This is a genomic window from Spirosoma pollinicola (assembly GCF_002831565.1).
Lineage (GTDB): Bacteria > Bacteroidota > Bacteroidia > Cytophagales > Spirosomataceae > Spirosoma > Spirosoma pollinicola.
Genome location: NZ_CP025096.1, coordinates 2061110 through 2081278 on the forward strand (window position 1 = coordinate 2061110; position 20169 = coordinate 2081278).

Annotated in this window: 24 protein-coding genes and 1 riboswitch; of the genes, 11 read left to right on the plus strand and 13 right to left on the minus strand. The window is 48.9% G+C overall.

Features of this window, described 5'->3' with window-relative positions; genetic code table 11:
• Window positions 1-23: 23 nt before the first annotated feature.
• From CWM47_RS08755 to CWM47_RS08765, 3 genes are all read right to left on the minus strand, one after another.
• Window positions 24-500: an SRPBCC domain-containing protein gene (locus CWM47_RS08755; RefSeq protein ID WP_100987620.1), complete on the minus strand. Its 477-nt coding sequence runs from the start codon at window positions 498-500 to the stop codon at window positions 24-26.
• A 59-nt stretch (window positions 501-559) separates the two neighbouring features.
• Entirely contained in the window at window positions 560-1360 is an 801-nt protein-coding gene (locus CWM47_RS08760; RefSeq protein WP_100987621.1) for an RNA polymerase sigma factor, read from the minus strand.
• Between the two features lie 78 nt (window positions 1361-1438).
• Window positions 1439-2284: a sugar phosphate isomerase/epimerase family protein gene (locus CWM47_RS08765; RefSeq protein ID WP_100987622.1), complete on the minus strand. Its 846-nt coding sequence runs from the start codon at window positions 2282-2284 to the stop codon at window positions 1439-1441.
• A 268-nt stretch (window positions 2285-2552) separates the two neighbouring features.
• Between CWM47_RS08765 and CWM47_RS08770 the strand changes: the two genes are divergently transcribed.
• Both CWM47_RS08770 and CWM47_RS08775 read left to right on the plus strand, forming a co-directional pair.
• Window positions 2553-3563, plus strand: a complete 1011-nt coding sequence (locus CWM47_RS08770; RefSeq protein ID WP_100993794.1) for a ScyD/ScyE family protein — start codon at window positions 2553-2555, stop codon at window positions 3561-3563.
• Between the two features lie 72 nt (window positions 3564-3635).
• Window positions 3636-3809, plus strand: a complete 174-nt coding sequence (locus tag CWM47_RS08775; protein WP_100987623.1) for a DUF1059 domain-containing protein — start codon at window positions 3636-3638, stop codon at window positions 3807-3809.
• An 84-nt stretch (window positions 3810-3893) separates the two neighbouring features.
• On the opposite strand, the gene CWM47_RS08780 is transcribed toward CWM47_RS08775, so the two are convergent.
• Entirely contained in the window at window positions 3894-5195 is a 1302-nt protein-coding gene (locus tag CWM47_RS08780) for an alpha/beta hydrolase family protein (protein ID WP_100987624.1), read from the minus strand.
• 111 nt (window positions 5196-5306) lie between these two features.
• Window positions 5307-5408, plus strand: a riboswitch (TPP riboswitch).
• Between the two features lie 46 nt (window positions 5409-5454).
• On the opposite strand from CWM47_RS08780, the gene thiM reads away from it, so the two are divergent.
• The 5 genes from thiM to CWM47_RS08805 all read left to right on the plus strand — a co-directional run bounded on the left by thiM (window position 5455) and on the right by CWM47_RS08805 (window position 9120).
• Window positions 5455-6261 carry a hydroxyethylthiazole kinase gene (gene thiM / locus CWM47_RS08785; protein ID WP_100987625.1) on the plus strand — a complete coding sequence of 269 codons (807 nt, stop codon included), beginning with the start codon at window positions 5455-5457 and terminating at the stop codon, window positions 6259-6261.
• Window positions 6258-6881 carry a thiamine phosphate synthase gene (gene thiE, locus CWM47_RS08790; RefSeq protein WP_100987626.1) on the plus strand — a complete coding sequence of 208 codons (624 nt, stop codon included), beginning with the start codon at window positions 6258-6260 and terminating at the stop codon, window positions 6879-6881. The genes thiM and thiE overlap by 4 nt, the downstream gene beginning before the upstream one ends.
• Window positions 6882-6921: 40 nt before the next feature.
• Window positions 6922-7728: a bifunctional hydroxymethylpyrimidine kinase/phosphomethylpyrimidine kinase gene (thiD, locus tag CWM47_RS08795; protein WP_100987627.1), complete on the plus strand. Its 807-nt coding sequence runs from the start codon at window positions 6922-6924 to the stop codon at window positions 7726-7728.
• Between the two features lie 6 nt (window positions 7729-7734).
• Entirely contained in the window at window positions 7735-8385 is a 651-nt protein-coding gene (gene tenA, locus CWM47_RS08800) for a thiaminase II (protein WP_100987628.1), read from the plus strand.
• Between the two features lie 198 nt (window positions 8386-8583).
• Complete coding sequence (locus CWM47_RS08805; protein WP_100987629.1) at window positions 8584-9120, plus strand: pyridoxamine 5'-phosphate oxidase family protein; 537 nt, start codon at window positions 8584-8586, stop codon at window positions 9118-9120.
• 58 nt (window positions 9121-9178) lie between these two features.
• Here the strand turns inward: CWM47_RS08805 and CWM47_RS08810 are convergent, their stop codons facing one another.
• The 8 genes from CWM47_RS08810 to CWM47_RS08845 form a co-directional block, all read right to left on the minus strand.
• Window positions 9179-10420, minus strand: coding sequence for an ABC transporter permease (locus tag CWM47_RS08810; RefSeq protein WP_240625796.1), 1242 nt, complete (start codon window positions 10418-10420; stop codon window positions 9179-9181).
• Between the two features lie 89 nt (window positions 10421-10509).
• On the minus strand, window positions 10510-10947 hold the full coding sequence (locus CWM47_RS08815; protein WP_100987630.1) for an ester cyclase: 438 nt from the start codon (window positions 10945-10947) through the stop codon (window positions 10510-10512).
• Between the two features lie 13 nt (window positions 10948-10960).
• A complete protein-coding gene (locus CWM47_RS08820; RefSeq protein WP_100987631.1) occupies window positions 10961-11581 on the minus strand; it encodes a DinB family protein in 621 nt (206 codons plus the stop codon).
• An 82-nt stretch (window positions 11582-11663) separates the two neighbouring features.
• On the minus strand, window positions 11664-12500 hold the full coding sequence (locus tag CWM47_RS08825) for a helix-turn-helix transcriptional regulator (protein WP_100987632.1): 837 nt from the start codon (window positions 12498-12500) through the stop codon (window positions 11664-11666).
• A gap of 550 nt (window positions 12501-13050) precedes the next feature.
• The gene (locus CWM47_RS08830; RefSeq protein WP_100987633.1) at window positions 13051-13752 is read right to left on the minus strand and encodes a hypothetical protein; all 702 of its coding nucleotides are present in this window, start codon (window positions 13750-13752) and stop codon (window positions 13051-13053) included.
• Between the two features lie 405 nt (window positions 13753-14157).
• Window positions 14158-14544, minus strand: a complete 387-nt coding sequence (locus tag CWM47_RS08835) for a VOC family protein (RefSeq protein WP_100987634.1) — start codon at window positions 14542-14544, stop codon at window positions 14158-14160.
• A complete protein-coding gene (locus CWM47_RS08840) occupies window positions 14541-14987 on the minus strand; it encodes a helix-turn-helix domain-containing protein (protein ID WP_100987635.1) in 447 nt (148 codons plus the stop codon). The genes CWM47_RS08835 and CWM47_RS08840 overlap by 4 nt, the downstream gene beginning before the upstream one ends.
• 178 nt (window positions 14988-15165) lie before the next feature.
• Complete coding sequence (locus CWM47_RS08845) at window positions 15166-15516, minus strand: MmcQ/YjbR family DNA-binding protein (RefSeq protein ID WP_100987636.1); 351 nt, start codon at window positions 15514-15516, stop codon at window positions 15166-15168.
• A gap of 145 nt (window positions 15517-15661) precedes the next feature.
• Between CWM47_RS08845 and CWM47_RS08850 the strand changes: the two genes are divergently transcribed.
• The gene (locus CWM47_RS08850) at window positions 15662-16072 is read left to right on the plus strand and encodes a nuclear transport factor 2 family protein (RefSeq protein ID WP_240625798.1); all 411 of its coding nucleotides are present in this window, start codon (window positions 15662-15664) and stop codon (window positions 16070-16072) included.
• A 234-nt stretch (window positions 16073-16306) separates the two neighbouring features.
• Here CWM47_RS08850 and CWM47_RS08855 read toward each other — a convergent pair whose 3' ends face one another.
• A complete protein-coding gene (locus CWM47_RS08855) occupies window positions 16307-17401 on the minus strand; it encodes a serine hydrolase domain-containing protein (protein WP_100987637.1) in 1095 nt (364 codons plus the stop codon).
• Between the two features lie 147 nt (window positions 17402-17548).
• Here CWM47_RS08855 and CWM47_RS08860 point away from each other — a divergent pair, with 147 nt between their 5' ends.
• The 3 genes from CWM47_RS08860 to CWM47_RS08870 all read left to right on the plus strand — a co-directional run bounded on the left by CWM47_RS08860 (window position 17549) and on the right by CWM47_RS08870 (window position 20100).
• Window positions 17549-18346 carry a HipA family kinase gene (locus CWM47_RS08860; RefSeq protein WP_100987638.1) on the plus strand — a complete coding sequence of 266 codons (798 nt, stop codon included), beginning with the start codon at window positions 17549-17551 and terminating at the stop codon, window positions 18344-18346.
• Window positions 18333-18707 carry a DUF3037 domain-containing protein gene (locus CWM47_RS08865; protein WP_100987639.1) on the plus strand — a complete coding sequence of 125 codons (375 nt, stop codon included), beginning with the start codon at window positions 18333-18335 and terminating at the stop codon, window positions 18705-18707. Before CWM47_RS08860 ends, CWM47_RS08865 begins: the two co-directional genes overlap by 14 nt.
• A gap of 97 nt (window positions 18708-18804) precedes the next feature.
• Window positions 18805-20100, plus strand: a complete 1296-nt coding sequence (locus CWM47_RS08870) for a serine hydrolase (RefSeq protein ID WP_100987640.1) — start codon at window positions 18805-18807, stop codon at window positions 20098-20100.
• Window positions 20101-20169 lie beyond the last annotated feature (69 nt).

Sequence of the window (20169 nt, forward strand, 5' to 3'; positions counted from 1 at the left end):
TGGTGCCATCAGATTATTTCTCGTTATTTCATGTTCATAATTCGTTCTGCTTCCTTTTTCAGGTCGGCAGCAAATTGGTTGAAAGACTGGTCGAATGGGGGAATCATTTTGGCAAACAGAGGAAACAACGGGCCGCCAATTTTTTCAGTCATCGAAAACCGCGTAGAGCCTTTTCCGCTACTGGTTAGTGCATAAATACGGTTGCCCATTGAGTCTCCCCAGACGAGTTTTTTTTCCGGATCAACTTGTTTTATCTGTAAGGTAAAAACTCGCTTGGGATCGAGGGTTGAGGTAAGTTTAATTTTTTCGTTTGGGCTAATCGTGCCTTCTATTGACACGATGGTCGAATTCCATCGGGGATAATCAGACGCCGTGGTCAATAGTGCCCAGATGATGGATGGATCGGCATCAATTGTAATGCTCACGGATGTTTCGCGGCTGAATAGTTTTTTTACCGTGTTGGCTTTACCGTCTTGAGTGAGATATGGAGTGTTTGCCATTATCGTTAGTTTGTCTGCTTAGTTTACCGTTTGACGGTTGGGCAGAACGAAACGATAGGTTAACTGGCATTTTTCTCCAGATAGTTTTCAATAACCTGCCTATTGTGCTCTAAATGATGAAGTTGTAATTCGGCCGCGTTCGATTCAAAGGGGTCTATACCCTGTATCACCTTCATTCGAAGATCAAAAAGGTGTTCTCTATCGGCAGTAGCCGCTTTTCTGACCAGATCAATTTTAACCGCTTCTTCCTGAAATTTCTGTTTTGGGTTGAATAATCCATTCAATTCCGAGCATTGATGGCAAACACCCTGTTTGTTAATTAGGGCGCATCTACCTTCAAAAACATGAATCATTTTTGCCCGGCCCGTATGCAAATAATACTTCACCATGGCTTCGGTGCTATCAAGAATCTGCGCGATTTCGTTGATCCTGAAATCATACACTTCTTTCAGCAAAAGGCTGAGCTGTTGTTCCAGAGGTAATGATTTGGCAATACAGGTAAAACAAAACGCAATATGTTCTCTTATTTCGAATTGCCCCTGAAGTGAAGTGGCCTGAATGTGCATCGCCTGCTGAAAGAACGTCGGATTAGCTAAAGCGGCTTTTTTCGCAATGTCGGTCACGTTATCCACCCAGCGTTTTCTGGCTCTGAGATTATCTTGGGCCAAATTTGATGCGATGGCAAACAGCCAGGTTTTCAGCGACGATTGCCCCCTGAAGGACTCCAGTTTTTCAGTAGCTTTAATAAAGGTGTCATGGACAATATCCTCTGCGTCTGCTACGCTTGCCGTTATTCGCAGGATATAGGACTTCAGTTGTCCTTTTGATCGCTCAAATTCATCTACCAGTTCCTCTGACATGGGTCGAATCAATTACAGGAATACAGGCAATTTAGGTCGTTTTCCGTAATTGATTCGACCCATGTCAGAAGAACTTGTTCATAAACTTTTCAGATACGCCAGACTTTTGGGCACTTGCTGCTCGGCGGCTTTACTTTCGTCCTCAATGTACAGGTGCTCTATCGACGACTTGTTCACGGCTTTGAGAACAGAAGGCCAGTCAATTTGACCCGTTCCCAATACAACACATTCCTCATTGGCCATGCTCCCCTTATCATTACGGGCAACTCCTTTTTGCACGTCTTTCAGGTGAATGAGCCGGAACCGTTTAGGGTATTTCATCAGAAGTGCAGCCGGGTCCTGACCGGGCAAGTACGTCCAGGTTACGTCCATTTCGTAGCCTACGTATTCGGGGTTCGTTTGCTTTACTAAATAATCAAACAGCGTACCATTTTCGTAGGGCTGAAACTCGAACCCGTGATTATGGTAACAGAACATAACACCCTGTTCGTGGGCCTGTTTGCCGAAACGGTTGAACACCTCGGCGGCCTGCTGCATCATTTCCAGCGTGGCTGCGCTCTTGTGTGGTATAGAACCGATACGGATGTATTTCACACCAAGTGCTTTTGCATTTTGCAGAATAGAGTCCGGTTTGTTGGCGATGGCATCGTAACTCACGCCGTAGCTGCTACATGTGAGCCCGCGCTGGTCGAGGAGGGCTCGCAGTTCAGGGGCGGTTTTACCGAACAGGCCCGAAAACTCAATGTCGGTGATGCCCCAGGCTTTCACTTTATCCAGTGTACCGGGCACATCTTTCGAAAAGCTTTCGCGCAGGGTATAGGAAACCATGCCGGGCATTTTCTTCACCAGTTTTCCAAAGGGCTGTGCCTGAGTGGCTGATGCGCCAGCCAGCCATAAACCTACAAGTAATGTTAAACGTATCATTTGGGATAAGTCAATGTAATTGAATCCGATTAATCAATACGGATAAGGCGTACGGATCAACATTTCTACTATATACATAAGCGTTAGCTATTCCTGCTTAAAGGCAAGCAGCCAAAACAAAATCATGACTGATTTGCCGAATAATAAAATACATAAACCGTTGACTCAAAAGATTTTACAGAAACCATCCAAATCTATAAGTTTGAACCAGGCTATCATTAAATGGACCGTCAATCAAATTTTTCATTACTTCTTTCCACAATCAGTTATGAATTACAAACTCCCTCTTTTATGCTCTCTGTTAACCGGTGCTCTGGTTATAAGCTGTCAGGACCACCGGATTCCGGCCCCTGAAACAGTTAAGGTTTCCACTTTTGCAACGGGATTGGCCTCACCTATCGGCCTCGAAACAGACGCTAGCGGGCGAGTCTGGGTAACCGAAGCAGGTACCGGCAAAAATGATGGGAAAGTCTCCGTTATTACACCAGACGGTAAAGTCTATCCTGTCATTACTGGTTTTGATTCAGAAGTATTTCAGGGGAGCGAACTGGATGGCTTAAATCACCTGCTGTTTGCAGATGGACTGTTGTATGTGCTAGGGTCTAAAAGTCGATTATATAGCGTCAACATAGCTTCGTTCAAACCCGGTGACACCCCGCTTTCAGCAACGTCGCTTCCCGTTGAGGATGTGAGTAAGTTTATTATCGACTTTCCATTTCCAGCTGATCAGGATACCGGTGAGTCTCATTTGTACAACATGACCGTTGGGCCAAACGGGGACCTTTTCTTTAGCGATGCGGCTGCCAACGCCATTATCCGCCGAACAAAAGCAGGTGTGTGGAGTGTGTTTGCCAATATACCCCGGCTCAAGAACCCAACGCCCGTTGGCCCGCCCTTTATTGACTCAGTGCCCACGGGTATTGTTTTCGACGGCAAGAATTTGCTGGTTACCACACTGGTTGGCTTTCCATTCCCTAAGGGAGCATCTATCGTTTACCAGGTAGACCAGTCAGCAGCAATCTCTGTTTTCAAACAGGGTTTTACCAGTTTAGTCGATCTAAATCTGGACACAGATCTGGGGCTGTTACTGATTCAGCATGGCGTATTTGGCCAGCAAGGTTTTGGGGCTAAAACAGGTCAGGTGATTCAGGTAACGGCTAGCGGTAGCTCGGTTCTGGTCGATGGGTTAAATCTGCCAACAGACCTTCGGCAAATTGACGCACATACGGCTTACGTATCCAGTCTGGGCGATGGGTCTGTGTTAAAAGTGACGTATTAACATAAAGTTGTCCGTGTTGCGCTGCTCTACAATGCGGTCATAACCTTTCTTACTTAAACCAAACCAATACAAATGAAAACGCTACATTGTAGAGATGCCGGATTTGATTGCGAGGCCGTTGTTCGGGCCGATACAGAAGAGGAAGTGCTGGCCCAGGCTGCCGAACACGCCCAACATGTTCATGGTGTAACGGTAACGCCCGAACTAGCCATAGGCATGAAGAGCCTGATCCACGATGAAGCATAAGTAGATGAATGTATGGTGTTTCACGCCAACTCCCGAAGTAAGAGATTGTCGTGAAACACTACACTACTCAACCAATTAACAACCCTACGGCTTTGCATGGCGCATTTCCAGCCCCACCGACATGCGGGGCTTGAAACCGGTCCACGTTCCGGCAGCGTCTGTTTCGGGTACGTCCAGGTATTTGGCGTACTCCATCTTCTTGAGGTGAATACCCAGAAAAGCCGTAACGAAGTGCTGGTTGATGTTATTGATCCGGCGCTCGTTCCAGGCGGGTTCAGCGTAATGCATGTATTCATCGACAGACACACCGGGTTGTAATGAAGCGGCTGGTGGTGGATTTGGCGCTACGTTGTGCCGGGCGTTCACATAGGTCAGCATATAGCGGTCGGCGTTGACGGCTCCGTCATAAATGGCTTTGATGCCTTTTTCGTAGCCCGACACGTCGTCTTTGCTACCCGCCACAAACAGCGTTGGCAAGGTCAGACCCGCCAGTCCTTTGGCATCCCACATACCCCGTTCCATACCCCAGGGCGCAAAAGCAACGACCGCTTTAATACGGGGATCAAGTGTGGCTTTGTAGGCGGGCGAATCCATCGAACGAACGTCGAGGGCAGTACTGCCCTGCGCCAATTGACCAAACGCCTTAACGGCCTGCGGGCTATACCCCGCCCCTGTGGCATTCAGTGCGCCATAGCCACCCATCGAGTAACCAATAAGGGCTGCATTCTCAGCGTTGAGCAACCCCGACAGGAATGATTTACTCCCTTTAGCACTTAGCCCGGCCATTTCGTTTAGTACAAACAGGTCATCGAGAGCCCGGTTCAGGAGCGTACTGGGAAATCCGGCCGCATCGCTGTAGGTCGACTCCATATGGTCGATGGCCACGACAACGTAGCCTTTCGACGCCAGATTTTCGGTCAGGTAAGTTAGCAGCAGACGAGAACCGAGATACCCGTGCGACACAATAACCAATGGATAAGCACCCGCACTGGCATCCGGCTCGGCATCACGACTGGCCCGGCCTGCGAAGGTGAATGGAACCAGGGGGCGTTTAGGGTCGTTGGCGCGGCCAAGCACAGATTCGTACGTTACGCTAGACGCTTTATCGGCAGGAATATTGGCCGGATACCAGACTTCAAGGGTTAGCTGACGGTCGTACAAAGGGTGCTTTCCATCTTTCATATGCAGCACATCGACCTGATCCTTGTGGACTACTTTGAGCGTTCGTACGCCAACGCCATAGGTACCGCGCGGGGATAGATCGGGTGAATTAGGCATAAGATCGCCATTGACGAACGTATCATTGAGCGTTTGGGCGATAGTCTGCCAGGACGTTCCCAGCGTGAGAACCAGAAGAATCAGGTAACGAACAGAGGTTGATTTCACAGAATTTGAGGAATAGGAATGTTGGCTGTAAAGCTATCGTAAACTTTCTAAAGTCAGCAGACAGCTATGTATTTTTTACAATTATGTAATTCATTATCCCCTACCTTTGCCCCACAACTTTAGGGGTGTCAGTGCCAAACCGGACTGACTGAGAGGATACCCTCATTACCTGATGCAGCTTGTACTGCCGTAGGAAAAAGTTAACGAGACGCGCTCTGCTCTCCTAAAGTTGCTGTCCAATAAACTTAGTAGCAGCAACATGAACCCATCTCCGCAATCCATCTGGACCGACATTGAGCGTATTCGCGCTCAGGCACCGCTTGTCCATAACATCACCAACTTCGTGGTCATGAACAACACGGCCAACGCACTGCTGGCCTTGGGGGCATCGCCCGCTATGGTTCATGCCCCCGACGAGGTCGAAGATTTTGTTTCGATTTCGTCTGCGCTTGTCGTCAATATCGGTACGCTCGATGAAACGTTCGTGGCGGGTATGCGGCTAGCCATGCAGAAAGCCAAAACGTTAAGCAAACCCATTATTTTCGATCCGGTGGGCGTGGGCGCCACCGCCTATCGGAATCAGGTAAGTGCTGAGTTACTGGAATTAGCGGCACCCGATGTGATTCGGGGAAATGCGTCCGAAATTATGGCACTGGCGGGTCTGAACGCCCAAACCAAAGGTGTCGACAGCCTGTACGGTTCCGAAGCCGCCAGTGACGCAGCCCGACGGTTGAGTGCTTCGCTGGGTAGCGTGGTCGTGATTAGTGGGGCAACCGATTACATCATTCAGGGCGAGCGAACAGCCACCATCAAAAACGGGCATTCACTCATGGCCAAAGTTACCGGCATGGGCTGCACCGCTACGGCCCTGACCGGTGCCTTTGCCGCCGTCAATTCAGATTACTTCCTGGCCGCCACGCACGCGATGGCCGTTATGAGTATTGCGGGTGAACTGGCCGTTGAGAAAAAACCAGCTCCCGGCAGCCTGCAACTCAACTTCCTCGACGCCCTCTACGAACTAACCGAGGCCACTATTACGGATCGACTCCAACTGACCTACGCGTGAACGGACTGTATTTAGTAACCGATAGCGGCATTGCCCATCAGGCGGGCCATACGTTGCCTTTCGTAGTCGAAGAAGCCTGTCGGGCAGGTGTTCGATGGGTGCAACTGCGCGAAAAAGACCTGACTACGCGTGCCTTTCTGGAACTGGGCGTTGCGCTGAAACACATTACCCAACACTACGGGGCGAAGCTCATTATCAATGACCGTGTCGACATTGCCCTTGCCGTTGATGCCGATGGCGTTCACGTCGGTCAGGACGATATGCCGCACCAACTCGTTCGGTCGCTCATCGGGCCAGGCAAGATCATTGGCCTGTCTATCAACAATATGGACGAATTGAAAGCCGCTCAGGGTGCCGATCTGGATTACCTTGGGATCGCCACCATTTTCCAGACCGGCACCAAGCAGGACACTTCGAGCCTGCTTGGATTAGACGGTTTGACTGCCATTTGCCAGCAAACCAGCTTACCCACCTTTGCCATTGGCGGGATAAATGCGACCAATAGTCAATCTGTAGTAAAGGCTGGAGCCTCAGGAGTGGCTGTTGTATCAGCCATTTGTGGGCAAACGTCGCCATATGCGGCTAGCCGGGAGTTAATTAAGCTATTCAACGGCGTGTAAGTTGAGATTCGCTCTTTCGCCCTTTCACTCTTTTAACTCCATGAAAACATACGCACGTGCCCTTACCATTGCAGGCTCGGATAGTGGCGGAGGAGCCGGTATTCAAGCCGACCTCAAAACGTTTGCCGCACTAGGCTGCTACGGCATGTCGGTGATTACCGCGCTGACCGCCCAGAATACGAAGGCCGTTACGGGTATTATGCCGGTATCCCCAGCGTTCATTGACGAACAGATGAAAGCGGTATTGAGCGACATTGGTGTCGATGCCGTAAAGATTGGCATGCTGCACTCGGCCGAAGTCATTGAACAGGTGGCCAAAACACTGGTCGAGTTTGGGGTAAAAACCATCGTGCTCGACCCCGTTATGGTGGCTAAAAGTGGGGATAAACTTTTGCTGGACGAGGCCGTCGACGCGCTCAAGACGCACCTTTTGCCCATCGCGTCCATGATTACGCCTAATCTGCCCGAAGCCAGCGTATTGCTCGGTCGCCCGGTCGAGACACTGGCCGATATGCAGCAGGCCGCCATTGATTTGGCAATGCTCTGTCCGGGGGCCATACTCATGAAAGGCGGTCACTTAACGACAGACGAAAGCACCGATTTGCTCTATATATCTGCGCGTGAACAGCACTCGTTTCCAACAGTCCGTATACAGACGGGTAACTCGCATGGAACGGGCTGTACGCTCTCATCGGCTATTGCCGCCGGGCTGGCTCGGGGGTTATCGGTTGTCGATGCCGTGACGGAGGCTAAAGACTATTTGACTCAGGCCCTTCGCACAGGTGCTGTTTATAAACTCGGGCACGGACACGGACCGGTCCACCATTTTTTCAACGTCTGGCAGTAAATCAATATGACATTCACAGACCAACTCTGGCAGGACATCAGCCCCACCTACGAGGCTATCCTGACTCACGGTTTTGTAAACGAACTACAAACTGGTAATCTGCCCTCGCCCACCTTTCAGTATTACATTCAGCAGGACGCACTTTATTTGACGGACTTCAGCCGGGCACTGAATCAACTAGCCGCGCGGGCCACCACGCCCGACGATATGCTGACTTTCACGCTCTTTGCCCAGAATGCCATTCTGGTAGAGCGAGCTCTGCACGAGACGTATTTTTCGCTGTATGATATCCAGCCCGAAACGGCGAAAATGCCCGCCTGTTTCGCCTATACAAACTACTTGTTAGCGACCACCTCGCTTCAATCCATTGCAGTAGGTGCGGCTGCGGTGCTGCCCTGTTTCTGGATCTATCGGCAGGTGGGCAAACACATTTACGAGCGGGCCATTCAGGAAAATCCCTACCGAAGCTGGATCGATACCTACGCGGGCGACGCCTTCGACCAGTCGGTGAATCAAATGCTGGCCCTGACCGATAAATATGCCGAAACAGCAGGTGCGCTGGAGTTAGCCCAGATGCGGGAAGCATTTAGGGTGTCGAGTAGGCTGGAATGGTATTTCTGGAATGACGCTTACACACAAAATCGCTGGCTTGTCTGAGCTTTCTAACAACGGATAGTACACAGAGCGACACACCCCGACTGGTCATCCGTTCATAATCCTCATCGACAGCATGGCGCTGGTTTGTTCTAACCATTCAATAAGGAAAGACATTTTCCAGACATCATAAAAAGAGGTTTACCCAAACAGGTTGTTAGCCATTAACAAGTTACCATCTAACAACTCAACTCAATCGGTATGGACAGTATCAATCGGCAGCAACCCGAAAAGAATCATGAAGACTTGATCGGCAGCGAGGCCGGGAAGAAAATAAAAGAACTGGTCGACAAGAACAGTACCTGCTTTTTCTGCACAAAAATCACCGCTGGAGAACCCTTGACAACAAGGCCTATGTCGGTACAGAAGGTCGATGAAATGGGAAACTTCTGGTTTTTGAGCGCCAATGACAGCCATAAAAATGCAGCCATTCAGACCGACAACAAGGTTCAGCTCCTGTTTCAGGGATCAGAGTATTCCGATTTTCTGAGTGTATACGGTGAGGCTACCATATCGACAGATAAGGCGCTCATCAAAGAGCTTTGGGAGCCTATTTTGAAAACATGGTTTACTGAAGGTGAGGATGACCCACGTATCACGGTCATAAAAGTAGATACCCTCGAAGCCTATTATTGGGACAACAAACACGGCGATGCGGTGGCGTTCGTCAAAATGGCCGCTGGTGCCATTCTGGGAAAAACGCTGGACGATTCTATTGAAGGCAAGCTGATTGTATAAAAGGGCAATACGGATACGAACCCAGGCCGTCAGGTTCGTATCCGTATTGATACCAGCTCTACTCGCGCCGAATGGCTTCGACAGGATCAAGACGGGCGGCTCGCATAGCCGGGTAAGTTCCGAAAACAACACCGATCAGCATGGCGATGACCATAATGATGATGAATGTATTCCAGGTATAGGCCATCTGAAAAGGGACATCGATGAGCGCTTTTACAATGGGTACGAACGCGAGCGTACTTAATAGTCCCAGCCCCAATCCAAGCAAACTGCCGAAGGTCGAAATTGTGATGGACTCCGACAGGAACTGCCACAAAATATCCTGCCGTTTTGCGCCGAGGGCTTTGCGCACGCCGATTTCAACCGTACGTTCCGATACGGAAATCAGCAGTACGTTCATGACGCCAATGCCGCCAACCAGCACCGAAATACCGACGATCATGCCCATGATCAGACGAAACAGAAGGAACCCTTTGGCCACCTGACTAACGCGCTGTTCGTTGGTAATAATTGAGAAATCGGCCAGTTTGGTTTTCATATTGACAGTCAGCCAGTTCTCAATCTGCTTTTTCAGCTCCGGTACATCTTCAACGTTCCCGGCCTCAATGATGCCCATGGGTGGAGTAGCTTTTAACACACTATCGGGCAATAAAGTGATTGGCATCAGCAACTGACCAACTTTAGCATCTTTGTCAGCTGAAATTCCGATGACGGTCAGTACCATGCCTTTATAAACAATCTGCTGATTAATCGCCGTTTTCTCCGGCTTCTTCCCAACCAACTGCTTCGCCAGTCGTTGATTGATAAAGGCGACATTTCGTCTGGCTGTCAGGTCCGCTTCACTAAAGGCAGTGCCGTAGATAATGGTTATGTCTGGGTGAGTTGGCAGGCCCAGACCGGTAACGATCGTGCCAATGGGGCGGTTATCGGCTTTTTTGGTAATCTCCGCATTCTGCCGACTGTATAGATAGCCCGCTGCCGGTTTTGTCAGGGCCGACCGCAGTTTCACAAAGGAGTCGTAGTTTAAATAGGCGTAGGTCTGTTTTTTTACCCCTACATCGTTCACGGATTTGTACAGATTGGGCTGCAATAAAATAGCTTTCAGTGACGTCGTTTTCGTGATTTGCTCCTGAGCATATTGCTCCATGCCATCAATCAACGACAGCATGGCCACCAACGCAGCCACGCCAATCACGATACCTAGTATTGACAAAATGGTATGGAAGAAGCGCGACCGAATATTTTGTAAAGCTGTCGCAAACGAAATCAGGATTTTCTTGCCCATAACCAGTGTAGTCATCGTGTAGAACGGGCAAAATAAGACGCTTTCCCAACTGAATGCGACACTTATGTGATAAGAGGTTTACCGTGTTACCGTTCTACGCCAAACTACGAAAGCTGTCTGACAAAGTCAGTATGATCCCAGTTGATGTTCAGGTGTGTAATCCGGTCGGCATTATCAAATTGAAACACGAAGACATGGTCGCTGTTAAAGGTTTTTCCTTTGCTGACAAGCCCCATAAACTCTTTCTCCTGCGTACCATAAATAGCCACCCGGCACAAAACCGTATCGCCCTCGGCAGTCAGGGTATCAACGGTGTTGTCGAGATTCGGAAAGCAATCGATAAGCAACTGCCAGACAGCCTTACCAAACTCCCAGAAAGTCCCCTTACCATCGTTGCCCAATGGCTGGAAGTGAACCGTTGCATCGGCAGTAGCCAGGCCAATCATCCGGGCCGTGTCGAGGTCGCTGTATGCGTCAAAAAAAGCAAGGCAAGCGCCCTTACGGGTTACTTCGGATACGGATTCCTGATTGATCGTTTTCATATGTTTAGCGAGATTAATGAGAAGAAGTAGGATAACCGGAATCGGCTTTTACCTTGCGAATCTGCCGTAGATGGCGGTCGACGTGGCCCCACTGAAAAATATAGACCTGATGCATGTTTCTGGGGCTATCGGTGCCGGCAAGCTCAAATTGCGCCCGCATATCGGCCCCTGTTTTTCCGACAAAGGCGATGGTTTGTTCACGTAGTTTAAGAAAAAAAGCCAGGTTATTTTTCCCCTCGATAAAGCCGGTTGGCCGCGAAAAATCAGGCGATACGTGTGGACTATCTTCCATAATCCAGGTAGCGTAAAAGCTATCGGGCTTGCTGGTCTGGTTGAGTTCGGGCTGTGGCTTACTGCGGCTGCCCATGCTTACTTCCCGCGCCCAGATAATTTCCCAGAGGGCAAGGTGTTCAACAATTTCGCCAATGTTCCAGCGGTCGGGTGACTCTTTGAATTTCCACTGGGCAGGTGTCAGGTTTTGCGTTTCCTGCACAATCAAATCGCGGGTTCGGCGCAGGTTGTCGAGGGTGTACTGTCGGTCGGTTTCGGTCCAGAGTTTAGCCAGGCTTGTTGTTTGGGCCAGTAAAGGGCTGGTTAGCAGCCATAATAGACAGAGGGTGTGATAGCGTTGCATAAGAGTTTGATTAGTAAGCCAAAACTATCTCCTCATCAGCAGTACTACTTGTAAAAATGCGACATTTTCAACCTATCAGCGCTCAGGTGGTCAGATAATTAGCCAGTTCGACATTATTCCGCACGTAAGCCGATGGATTCTTGCCGGTAAACTCCGTGAACTCTTTGATAAAATGGGATTGATCGTAGTAACCACAGCGAAAAACGAGATCCTGCCAATCGGCAATTTGCCAGGATTGTGAGGCCAGTTGCGCGCATAAATAGCTAATACGTCGAATTCGGGCGTAGTATTTAGGGCTTACGCCAACCCGTTGTAGAAACTTACGCTCAAACTGCCGCCGACAAAGAAAGGCGTCATCAACCAGCGCATTTATGTTGATAATACCCCGGTGAGCCACAATCTGATTGGCCGAATGGTCGATGCGGTCGGGAAGTAGATTCCGTTTAAGTAGCTGGAACGACAGAAACTGATCCAGAATAGCCACACGGGCCGGGTAGTCGGGGGCTTCGGCAAGCTGCTCGGTCAGAAACTGCACCGAGTTCCCCAGTGCATCGGCAAGTGCCACGCGTTCATTGGCAAACTCAACCATGGGCAACCCGAACAAACTGCTGATCCCCGCTGGCTGAAACACGATACCGACCATATGAATCGCTCCGGACAGATACAGCCGGTACTGGCGAGTAGCCTGACCCGTCAGAAACGCTTCCGGTACGACCTGGAAGGGATTCCGCAGGCTGGCTTCAACTCTGTAAGGGGTTCCTAGATTAAACACGAACGAGCCAAATCCAGTTGGCGGTGATTCGATCTGGAGGGAATCGCTAGCTGATCCCGATGAAGGATCGACGCTATGTTCCCAAACATAATAACAGGCCACATACGGGGTCAGGTGAGCACTGGGTTGATATTTTTTGTAGAACATAACAGCGTCTGCATTGATCGAACAAATAGGCTTGTCCCCTTTCAAAACCTAAACCATAGTTTCCCGGAGTAGCTTTTAAAATAACCAATATAGCGGATACTTACCTGTAGGTCAACTTAGATTAGCCACCGGTATACGTTCGGCCGTTTAACCGCTCAGACACGACTAGTTCAATCTGGTAGTCAAACAAGCGGGCTGGTTTCCGGAACGCAGTTGCGACACTACATGCTCACCCAAAACACAGTTCCCAGAGCGCGTTCAGCGTAGCTTACCGAACAAAAACAAACAGAGCAGTGGAATGAACAGTCCAAGAAAATGATGAGCCGTAGTCAACCCTTCAGACACAGGAAATTTTTATAGATAGGTTGGATAAAAACCCATCGTAGTGATGATCAGGAGAGCGACGAAGAAGTAGCCAACGCGGTTTTGGAGCGCTTTTTCCATGAGCTATTTTATTTGGAGACTAGTGGAGCCGTATGCACAGACCAGAACCTGCCAGCCATCGAAGCGCGGGCAGTTACTACCAGTTCGTATAAAAGCAGACTTGTCCTTAAAAAAAGATACTGGCAAAGGTTTTGGCGAATGAGAGCCACCAGCCCGATGTCTGGAATAGCCAGCAGAGCAGGTTCAGGCCGATGACGAGAAAAATGACCAAAAATGGAATTGGGCTTTTCCGATTCCGGATATCCAGCAACAGAAATACCAATGCGATCAGCGTAGACAGGGCGAGGACGAACATAACAGAGATCGGAAAGGGAACACCGCCAAAAATGATTAACGCCCGGCCCAAACCCGGTCCAATCATAAGCAGTGACGTAGCAATCATGTACCGCATATGCGCGGCTGCCTGTTTTTGATACACGAAGGCAAGTAAAGCAAACAGGGCGAAGGTTAAAATAGTCGGGATGTCCAACGACAATTGCGCCAACACCTCGTTTTCGGGACGATGGGCGGTTTCGCGGAGATACACCATCCGGCTTACTTCCAGAATGGAAAAGCAAACCAGCGGGGCCAGCACGTAACCTATTTTACCAAGAGCCCGGTGCCAGTCATACTTCCCGTATTTTATGAGAAAAGGCTGCACGATGAGCATAAAAAACCAGGCCATGAGCGTGGCCCCATGAACGTGCTGCTCCCAGCGAAATCCCTTGAATGAAGGAAAGAAAACTGTGTAGGTTTGATGAAATCCGATGAGGGCAAATATCCAGATCAGGATGAAAAAATAGCCGATATTTTTGTACGAATTCTCCATGATTGACAATGAGTTGGATGTGAATGATGGGTTGATTTGATCGAGAAAGACCAATTCGTGGGGTAGCTATCAGCTCAAGATTGCAAGAGCAACAGTCAGGAATGGGTATCTCACCGAACGATCTATTTTGTTCATATCTGGTTTGTCGTACAAACCTGCGAGTAAGGAAACGGCCTTGCAACCAGCCTTGCGTGAACGGTAGGTTTTTTGAGTGAACGGCAAGTTATATTGAGCAACTGAGCAACCGAGCGTACCGATAAAGGCATTGTCGTCAAAGCCGGGCAAAGTCCGCTTCGGGGAGAAGACTGAACTCGGTGGCACCAGCCCAAACTACTCTCCGTGAACTTTCCCGGCAGGAAAGTCAGGCACCCAAACGGATATTCGGCATTGTGTAGACGTAATTGATTACAGCATTTGCACCAGTTGGATATGATTACCGCATGTATCGTCCAGGACAACGAGTTTAACCGGGCCCATTTGAGTAGGCGGCATACTGAACGAAACCCCCAGCGTTGTCAGTCGTTCGTACTCTTTATCCACATCCCCGACTGTAAACATAGTCAGGGGGATGCCAGCGTCAAAAAGGGCTTTCTGATAGGTTTGAGCCGGAGCAAAACTCATGGGCTCCAATAGTAGCTCAACACCGTCCTGTTCGTCTTTTGATACAACCGTCAGCCATTTATGTTCGCCCATCGGAATGTCGGTCTTCTTTACGAAGCCCAGAATCGTTGTGTAAAAGGCAAGGGCTTTGGCCTGGTCATCGACCATGACGCTGGTGAGTTTAATTTTCATTCGATGTTGTTTAGCCGATTGGACAACAAATCTCCGAACGGATTCCCGATTCCACGTCTCGAAAATTGCTTTTTTCGACTTCTGTAACCGGAGGGTGTCATTCCTGTCGACTTTTTAAAGAGCGCACTAAACGATGTAACGCTGTCAAATCCAACAGCATAACATACACCGGTTACGCTATCGTCGGTTTGCAGAAGTTGTTTGGCCTTTTCAATCCGCACCGTCGTCAGGTATTGATTTGGCGTTCGGCCGTAAAGCGATTTAAAACACCGAATGAAGTGAAATTTTGAATAGAAGGCCACTTCGGCAATTCTGTCAAGATCAATAGATTCGGCAAAATTGCTATCAATGAATTGTTTTGACTTGATTATCTGCCGGGTCAACTGCTCCTTTGGATAATGATCCTGCTTGATTTGCCGTACTGTTTCAGCGTAAAAAGTCATGGTTAATCAACGGATATACATTTGATTTTTTTGTCATGCTGACGCAGCCGGGCGGCCGGAGCCGAAGCATGACAAAAGCAACTATTCTTAATACTCTAGACTATTTGTACTTGAGTATTTATTTGAATAAGGCCGATGTGACGTTAACAGGTACGTGAATTAGGTAATAAAAACTAGCCTATTCATACCGATCTCCTTTGGCAATAGCCGCCAATTTTTTAGGAGCAACCTCACAATAAGCCATTGTCAGGGCGTCGATTAGGGTCTCATCAAGCACATTGACCAAATTAATGAGTGTCCACCCCTGCTTACCCCACTTGTTGGGAACAGGATAAATAACAGAGCTATCGAAGCTGCAAAAAGCATCCTGATCAAGTTCTGACAACTTCACACACACCCGATTATACGGCCCGTTATAGGTCGCAAATACCTTTTTGCCGACTTTAAACGACCGCTTTTCAAAATGAGGTTGCTCGGTCGTTTCAGGAAACGATAAGGCGATTTGTCGGATTCTTTCTAAATCGACCATATTGGTTTATTACAAATTCTACTGCTAACGCTCGTATATAGGCGGATGAGACCGCCCCATAGGCGAATTAGGCGCTGCATTGTTAGACTACGGATACGCGGAGGACCATCCCACGCTACATCCAACAAAATCTCAACTTTCACCGATGCTATCTTTCGCCAGCATCTGTTTTTTTTGGGAAGCAAAACTCAACCCTATTCTTTCAGCAAAAGCGATGGACAATCAAGACCTAATCAACCGAGCCTACAACGCCTTCAACACCCGGGATATTGACGGCGTATTAGAACTCATGCATTCGGATGTACAATGGCCCAACGGCTGGGAGGGCGGTTATGTACATGGACATGATGAAGTTCGAACCTACTGGACCCGGCAATGGCAGGAAATTGATCCGGAAGTAACGCCCGTTTCGGTTCGGTCAATGCCCACTGGCCAAATCGAAGTGATCGTTCATCAACTGATCCACGACAAAAAAGGAAATATCGTGACAGATGGTCTTATCAAACACGTATACACATTCGATGCAGGTAAAATCAAACGGATGGATATCCAATGACCAGACCACATATTTTTGACGTAACAATAAAATAGACACAACACCCTTACAATCAATTGTTTACAATTAATCTTTTGTCATCCTGACGGCAGGAGGGATCTTCGGCAAGTTGGAGCACTTCGTCTCGTCCGAAGATCCCTCCTGCCGTCAGGATGACAAAAAATATGCCTTTTCAGGACAGAGTATAGCCATAATTTACACCACATAAGGCGTAAGCATAACAGCAGACCTGCTTTATTTTTCCAGCAAAGCCTGTATCGCTTTTATGATGTCGGCCTTTTTCTCGTGGGCATTGTTGCAGAGCACAATAATTGTTTTATCGGCGTCGATGTAGCGCATGATCTGGGTTTTGTAGCCGGGATTGTCGCCGTCGTGCCAGACAAGACGGCCGAGCTTAGGGCTTTGTGCCAACTCCCACCCAAAGCCGTATTGTGACAAGGAGCCATCGTTGAGTTTGGCCGGGGTAAAAGCGTCTCTCAACGTTTGCTGACTAACCAGTTGATCGGAGTAAAGTGCGCGGTCCCACTTCAACAAATCCTCGACGGTGGAGCTGATTCGACCAGGGCCTTTGCGGTTGCCCAGCCAGATGGCATAGTTAAATTCGGGAAAGGAATCGGCCTGGACGTAGCGTTTTTTCTCAGGTACATAAATATGACCCCAGGCCACGTCGGGTAGTTTTAGTTTCTCCTCGCGGGTACGGATGCCCGTATGCGTCATGCCGACGGAGTTAAAAATGTGCGTCTGGCAAAACTGGATAAAATCCTGTCCTGATGCCCGTTCGGCAATGCTCGCCAGCAACATATAGCCTGTGTTGCTGTAAGTGTATTTTGCTCCCGGCTCAAATAGTTTAGCAGGATGATACTTGATGAGATAAGCAATGTTGTCGGCGTTGTTCGCGACTTTGCTTTTGTCCCAATGCTGGTCCATTACGTCCTGATAATCGGGCAGACCCGATGTGTGGTTGAGCAGGTGCCGGATGGTAATACCCGGATAGGGCAAGTTGGAAATGTATTTATCAATCCGATCATCGTATGCCAGTTTACCCGCCTGTTTCAGCATCATAATCGTCATGGCCGTAAACTGTTTTGATACGGATGCCAGTTCGAAAATAGAGGACGTTGTTAGGGGCGTTTTTGTCTCGAAACGTTTGTAGCCAAATGCCTTTTCGTAGACGGGCTTGCCCCCTTCGGCGATGAGCACCACACCACTGAAGTCGGGGGTTTGGGCAATGAGTTTGTCGAGTTCAGCGGGTAGTGATTGCTGGGCGCTGGTGGGTAGAGGAATTAACAAGACAGCAAGAAATAAGTAGACAAGCAAATGGATTTTCATATAGGAGTAGGTTGTGCTCAGTTTATTCAGGTTGAATTATTTCACAATGCGATTTAAGCTGAATGTAGTAAAAGTACCGAATGCCCCATAAATTTAGGCGATTGAAAGTCCTGTAGCAGCTAAATCTGTATTTCCCGTTCACTATTTGTGCCTACTCATCAACCAGAACTCCGAACCGTCAATGTAACGCGCTATGCTAAACCTTTGCGGGAAGGTGGCTCGTTGCCCGCTCTTGTGGAGGCCGACGACGATTTTTTATACGTTCTCAAGTTTCGCGGGGCCGGGCAAGGTGCCAAAGCCCTGATTGCCGAGTTGATAGCCGGTGAAATTGCCCGTTTGCTGGGTCTGCGAATACCCGAAATCGTGTTCGTTACACTCGATGAAGCCTTTGGCCGCACTGAGCCCGACGAAGAAATCCAGGATTTACTCCGCGCCAGCGAAGGGCTGAATCTGGGTCTGCACTACCTGTCGGGCTCGATTACGTTCGACCCACTGGTAACCACCGTCGAGGCCAAACTTGCCTCGCAAATCGTGTGGCTGGATTGCCTCGTAACGAATGTAGACCGCACGGCCCGCAACACAAATATGCTCATCTGGCATAAAGAATTGTGGCTGATCGACCACGGCGCGTCGCTCTATTTTCATCACTCCTGGGATAATTGGGAAGCGCAGAGCCAGCGACCATTCGTACAGGTCAAAGACCACGTATTGCTGCCTCAGGCATCTGAACTTAGAGCAGTCGATACCGAGTATCACGCGATTCTCACACCCGAACGAATCCAGGCTATTGTGTCGCTAATTCCCGACGAATGGCTGACGAACGAATCGACCCCGGAGTCGGCCGATGAGCAGCGACAGGTGTACGCCCGGTTTTTAGAGGCCCGGTTGGCCTCGTCAGAAATTTTCGTAAACGCAGCAATCGACGCCCGACATGCACTTATTTGAATACGCTGTTATCCGCGTCATGCCACGTGTCGAACGCGAAGAGTTTCTTAACGTCGGCGTCATCTTGTACTGTGCATCGCAGGGCTTTTTGAAAACGATGTATACCCTGAACGAGAGTCGATTGTGTTCATTTTCAAGCGAAATCGACTGTCAGGAATTACAGGAACGTCTGCTTGCCTTCGAGCGAATTTGTGCGGGGCGTAAAGAAGGCGGCACCATTGGCCAATTGCCCATTTCGGGTCGTTTCCGCTGGCTCACGGCCACCCGAAGCACCGTCGTGCAAACGTCGCCCGTTCATCCGGGTTTGTGCAACGATCCCGAAGAAACGCTCAGAAAATTGTTTGAGCAGTTGGTTCTGTAGCTTATGTAACGCGGACATCCTGTCCGCATAGCCATCAGCTAACCTGTAACAATTTTGGCTATGCGGACAGGATGTCCGCGCTACTTACTGTACGACTATGCACCCATTCACAAAGTATCTGCTCAATCTTCTCCTATTACTTTCAGCAACCGCCTTTGCTCAACCGCGAACGGACGATTTTCTCAAAAACTTACTTTCTAAAAATACCCACCCCGTTTTTCAGCAGGTTGTCAATCACCCGGACGCGTATCGGTTGCAGATTATTTACACGAAAATTGATCGGGACAAGAACAACACGCCCTCCTTCACGAACTACTATTTTAATGTCGACAGCACCAACTACTTCAACCCGGCATCGACGGTGAAGCTGCCGCTGGCACTGCTATCACTGGATAAACTGAACAGCCTGAAAAATCCGAAGCTGACGAAGTTTACGGCTATGCAGTTCGACAGTGCGTATAGCGGGCAAACGAAAGAGTGGACAGATAAGACCGCGCAGAGTGGCTATCCTTCCATAGCTCACCTCATCAAAAAAGCTTTTCTGGTGAGCGAGAATGACCCTTACAGCCGTATGTATGAGTTTGTCGGTCAGGAAAACATCAACCGAAATTTGCATGCCAAAGGCTATCTGGATACGCGTATTACACACCGGTTTGTGCGAATGACAGGCGAAGAAAATCGCCATACCAATCCGGTGCGCTTTATTCAGGAAGATGGAAAATTGATTTATGCACAGGCTGCAGCTTACAACAAAGACCCGTTTGATTTCTCCCGGACAGCCAGACTCGGCAACGGGTATTACACCAAAGACAGCCTGATTCATGAGCCGTTCAACTTCACCGAACGGAATAAATTTCCACTGGAAAGCTTTCAGCAGGTACTGCAGTCGGTGATGTTTCCGCTCTCGGTTCCGGCGAAACAACGGTTCAACCTCACCACTGACGATTATCAGTTTCTGCGTCAATACCTGTCGCAATTGCCCGGCGAAACCAATTTCCCTAAATACGATGCCAGCCAGTATTACGACACTTATGTAAAGTTCTTTTTCATGGATAGCCTGCACCACCAATTACCCAAAGGTGTTCGGGTATTCAATAAAGTGGGATGGGCGTATGGCTTTCTGACGGATGCCTCATACGTGGTCGACTTCACCAACAAAGTCGAGTATATGCTAACCGCAACACTTTATGCGAATAGTGATGGTATCCTGAATGACGACAAGTACGAATATGAATCGGTAGGGCACCCATTTCTATACCAGCTGGGCCAAACCATTTATCAGCACGAATTGAAACGCAAACGCACGTACACACCCAACCTGAGTCAATTCAAAATCTCCTACGAAAAACGAGTGAATGACAACCGGCCAATAGTAAAAGATGTCGATAATTGAGATCTGATTACACTGGCGCGGGTTGGTTCAGGCTGGCGCGGGTATTTACCCGTGCCTGTTTATAAAGTC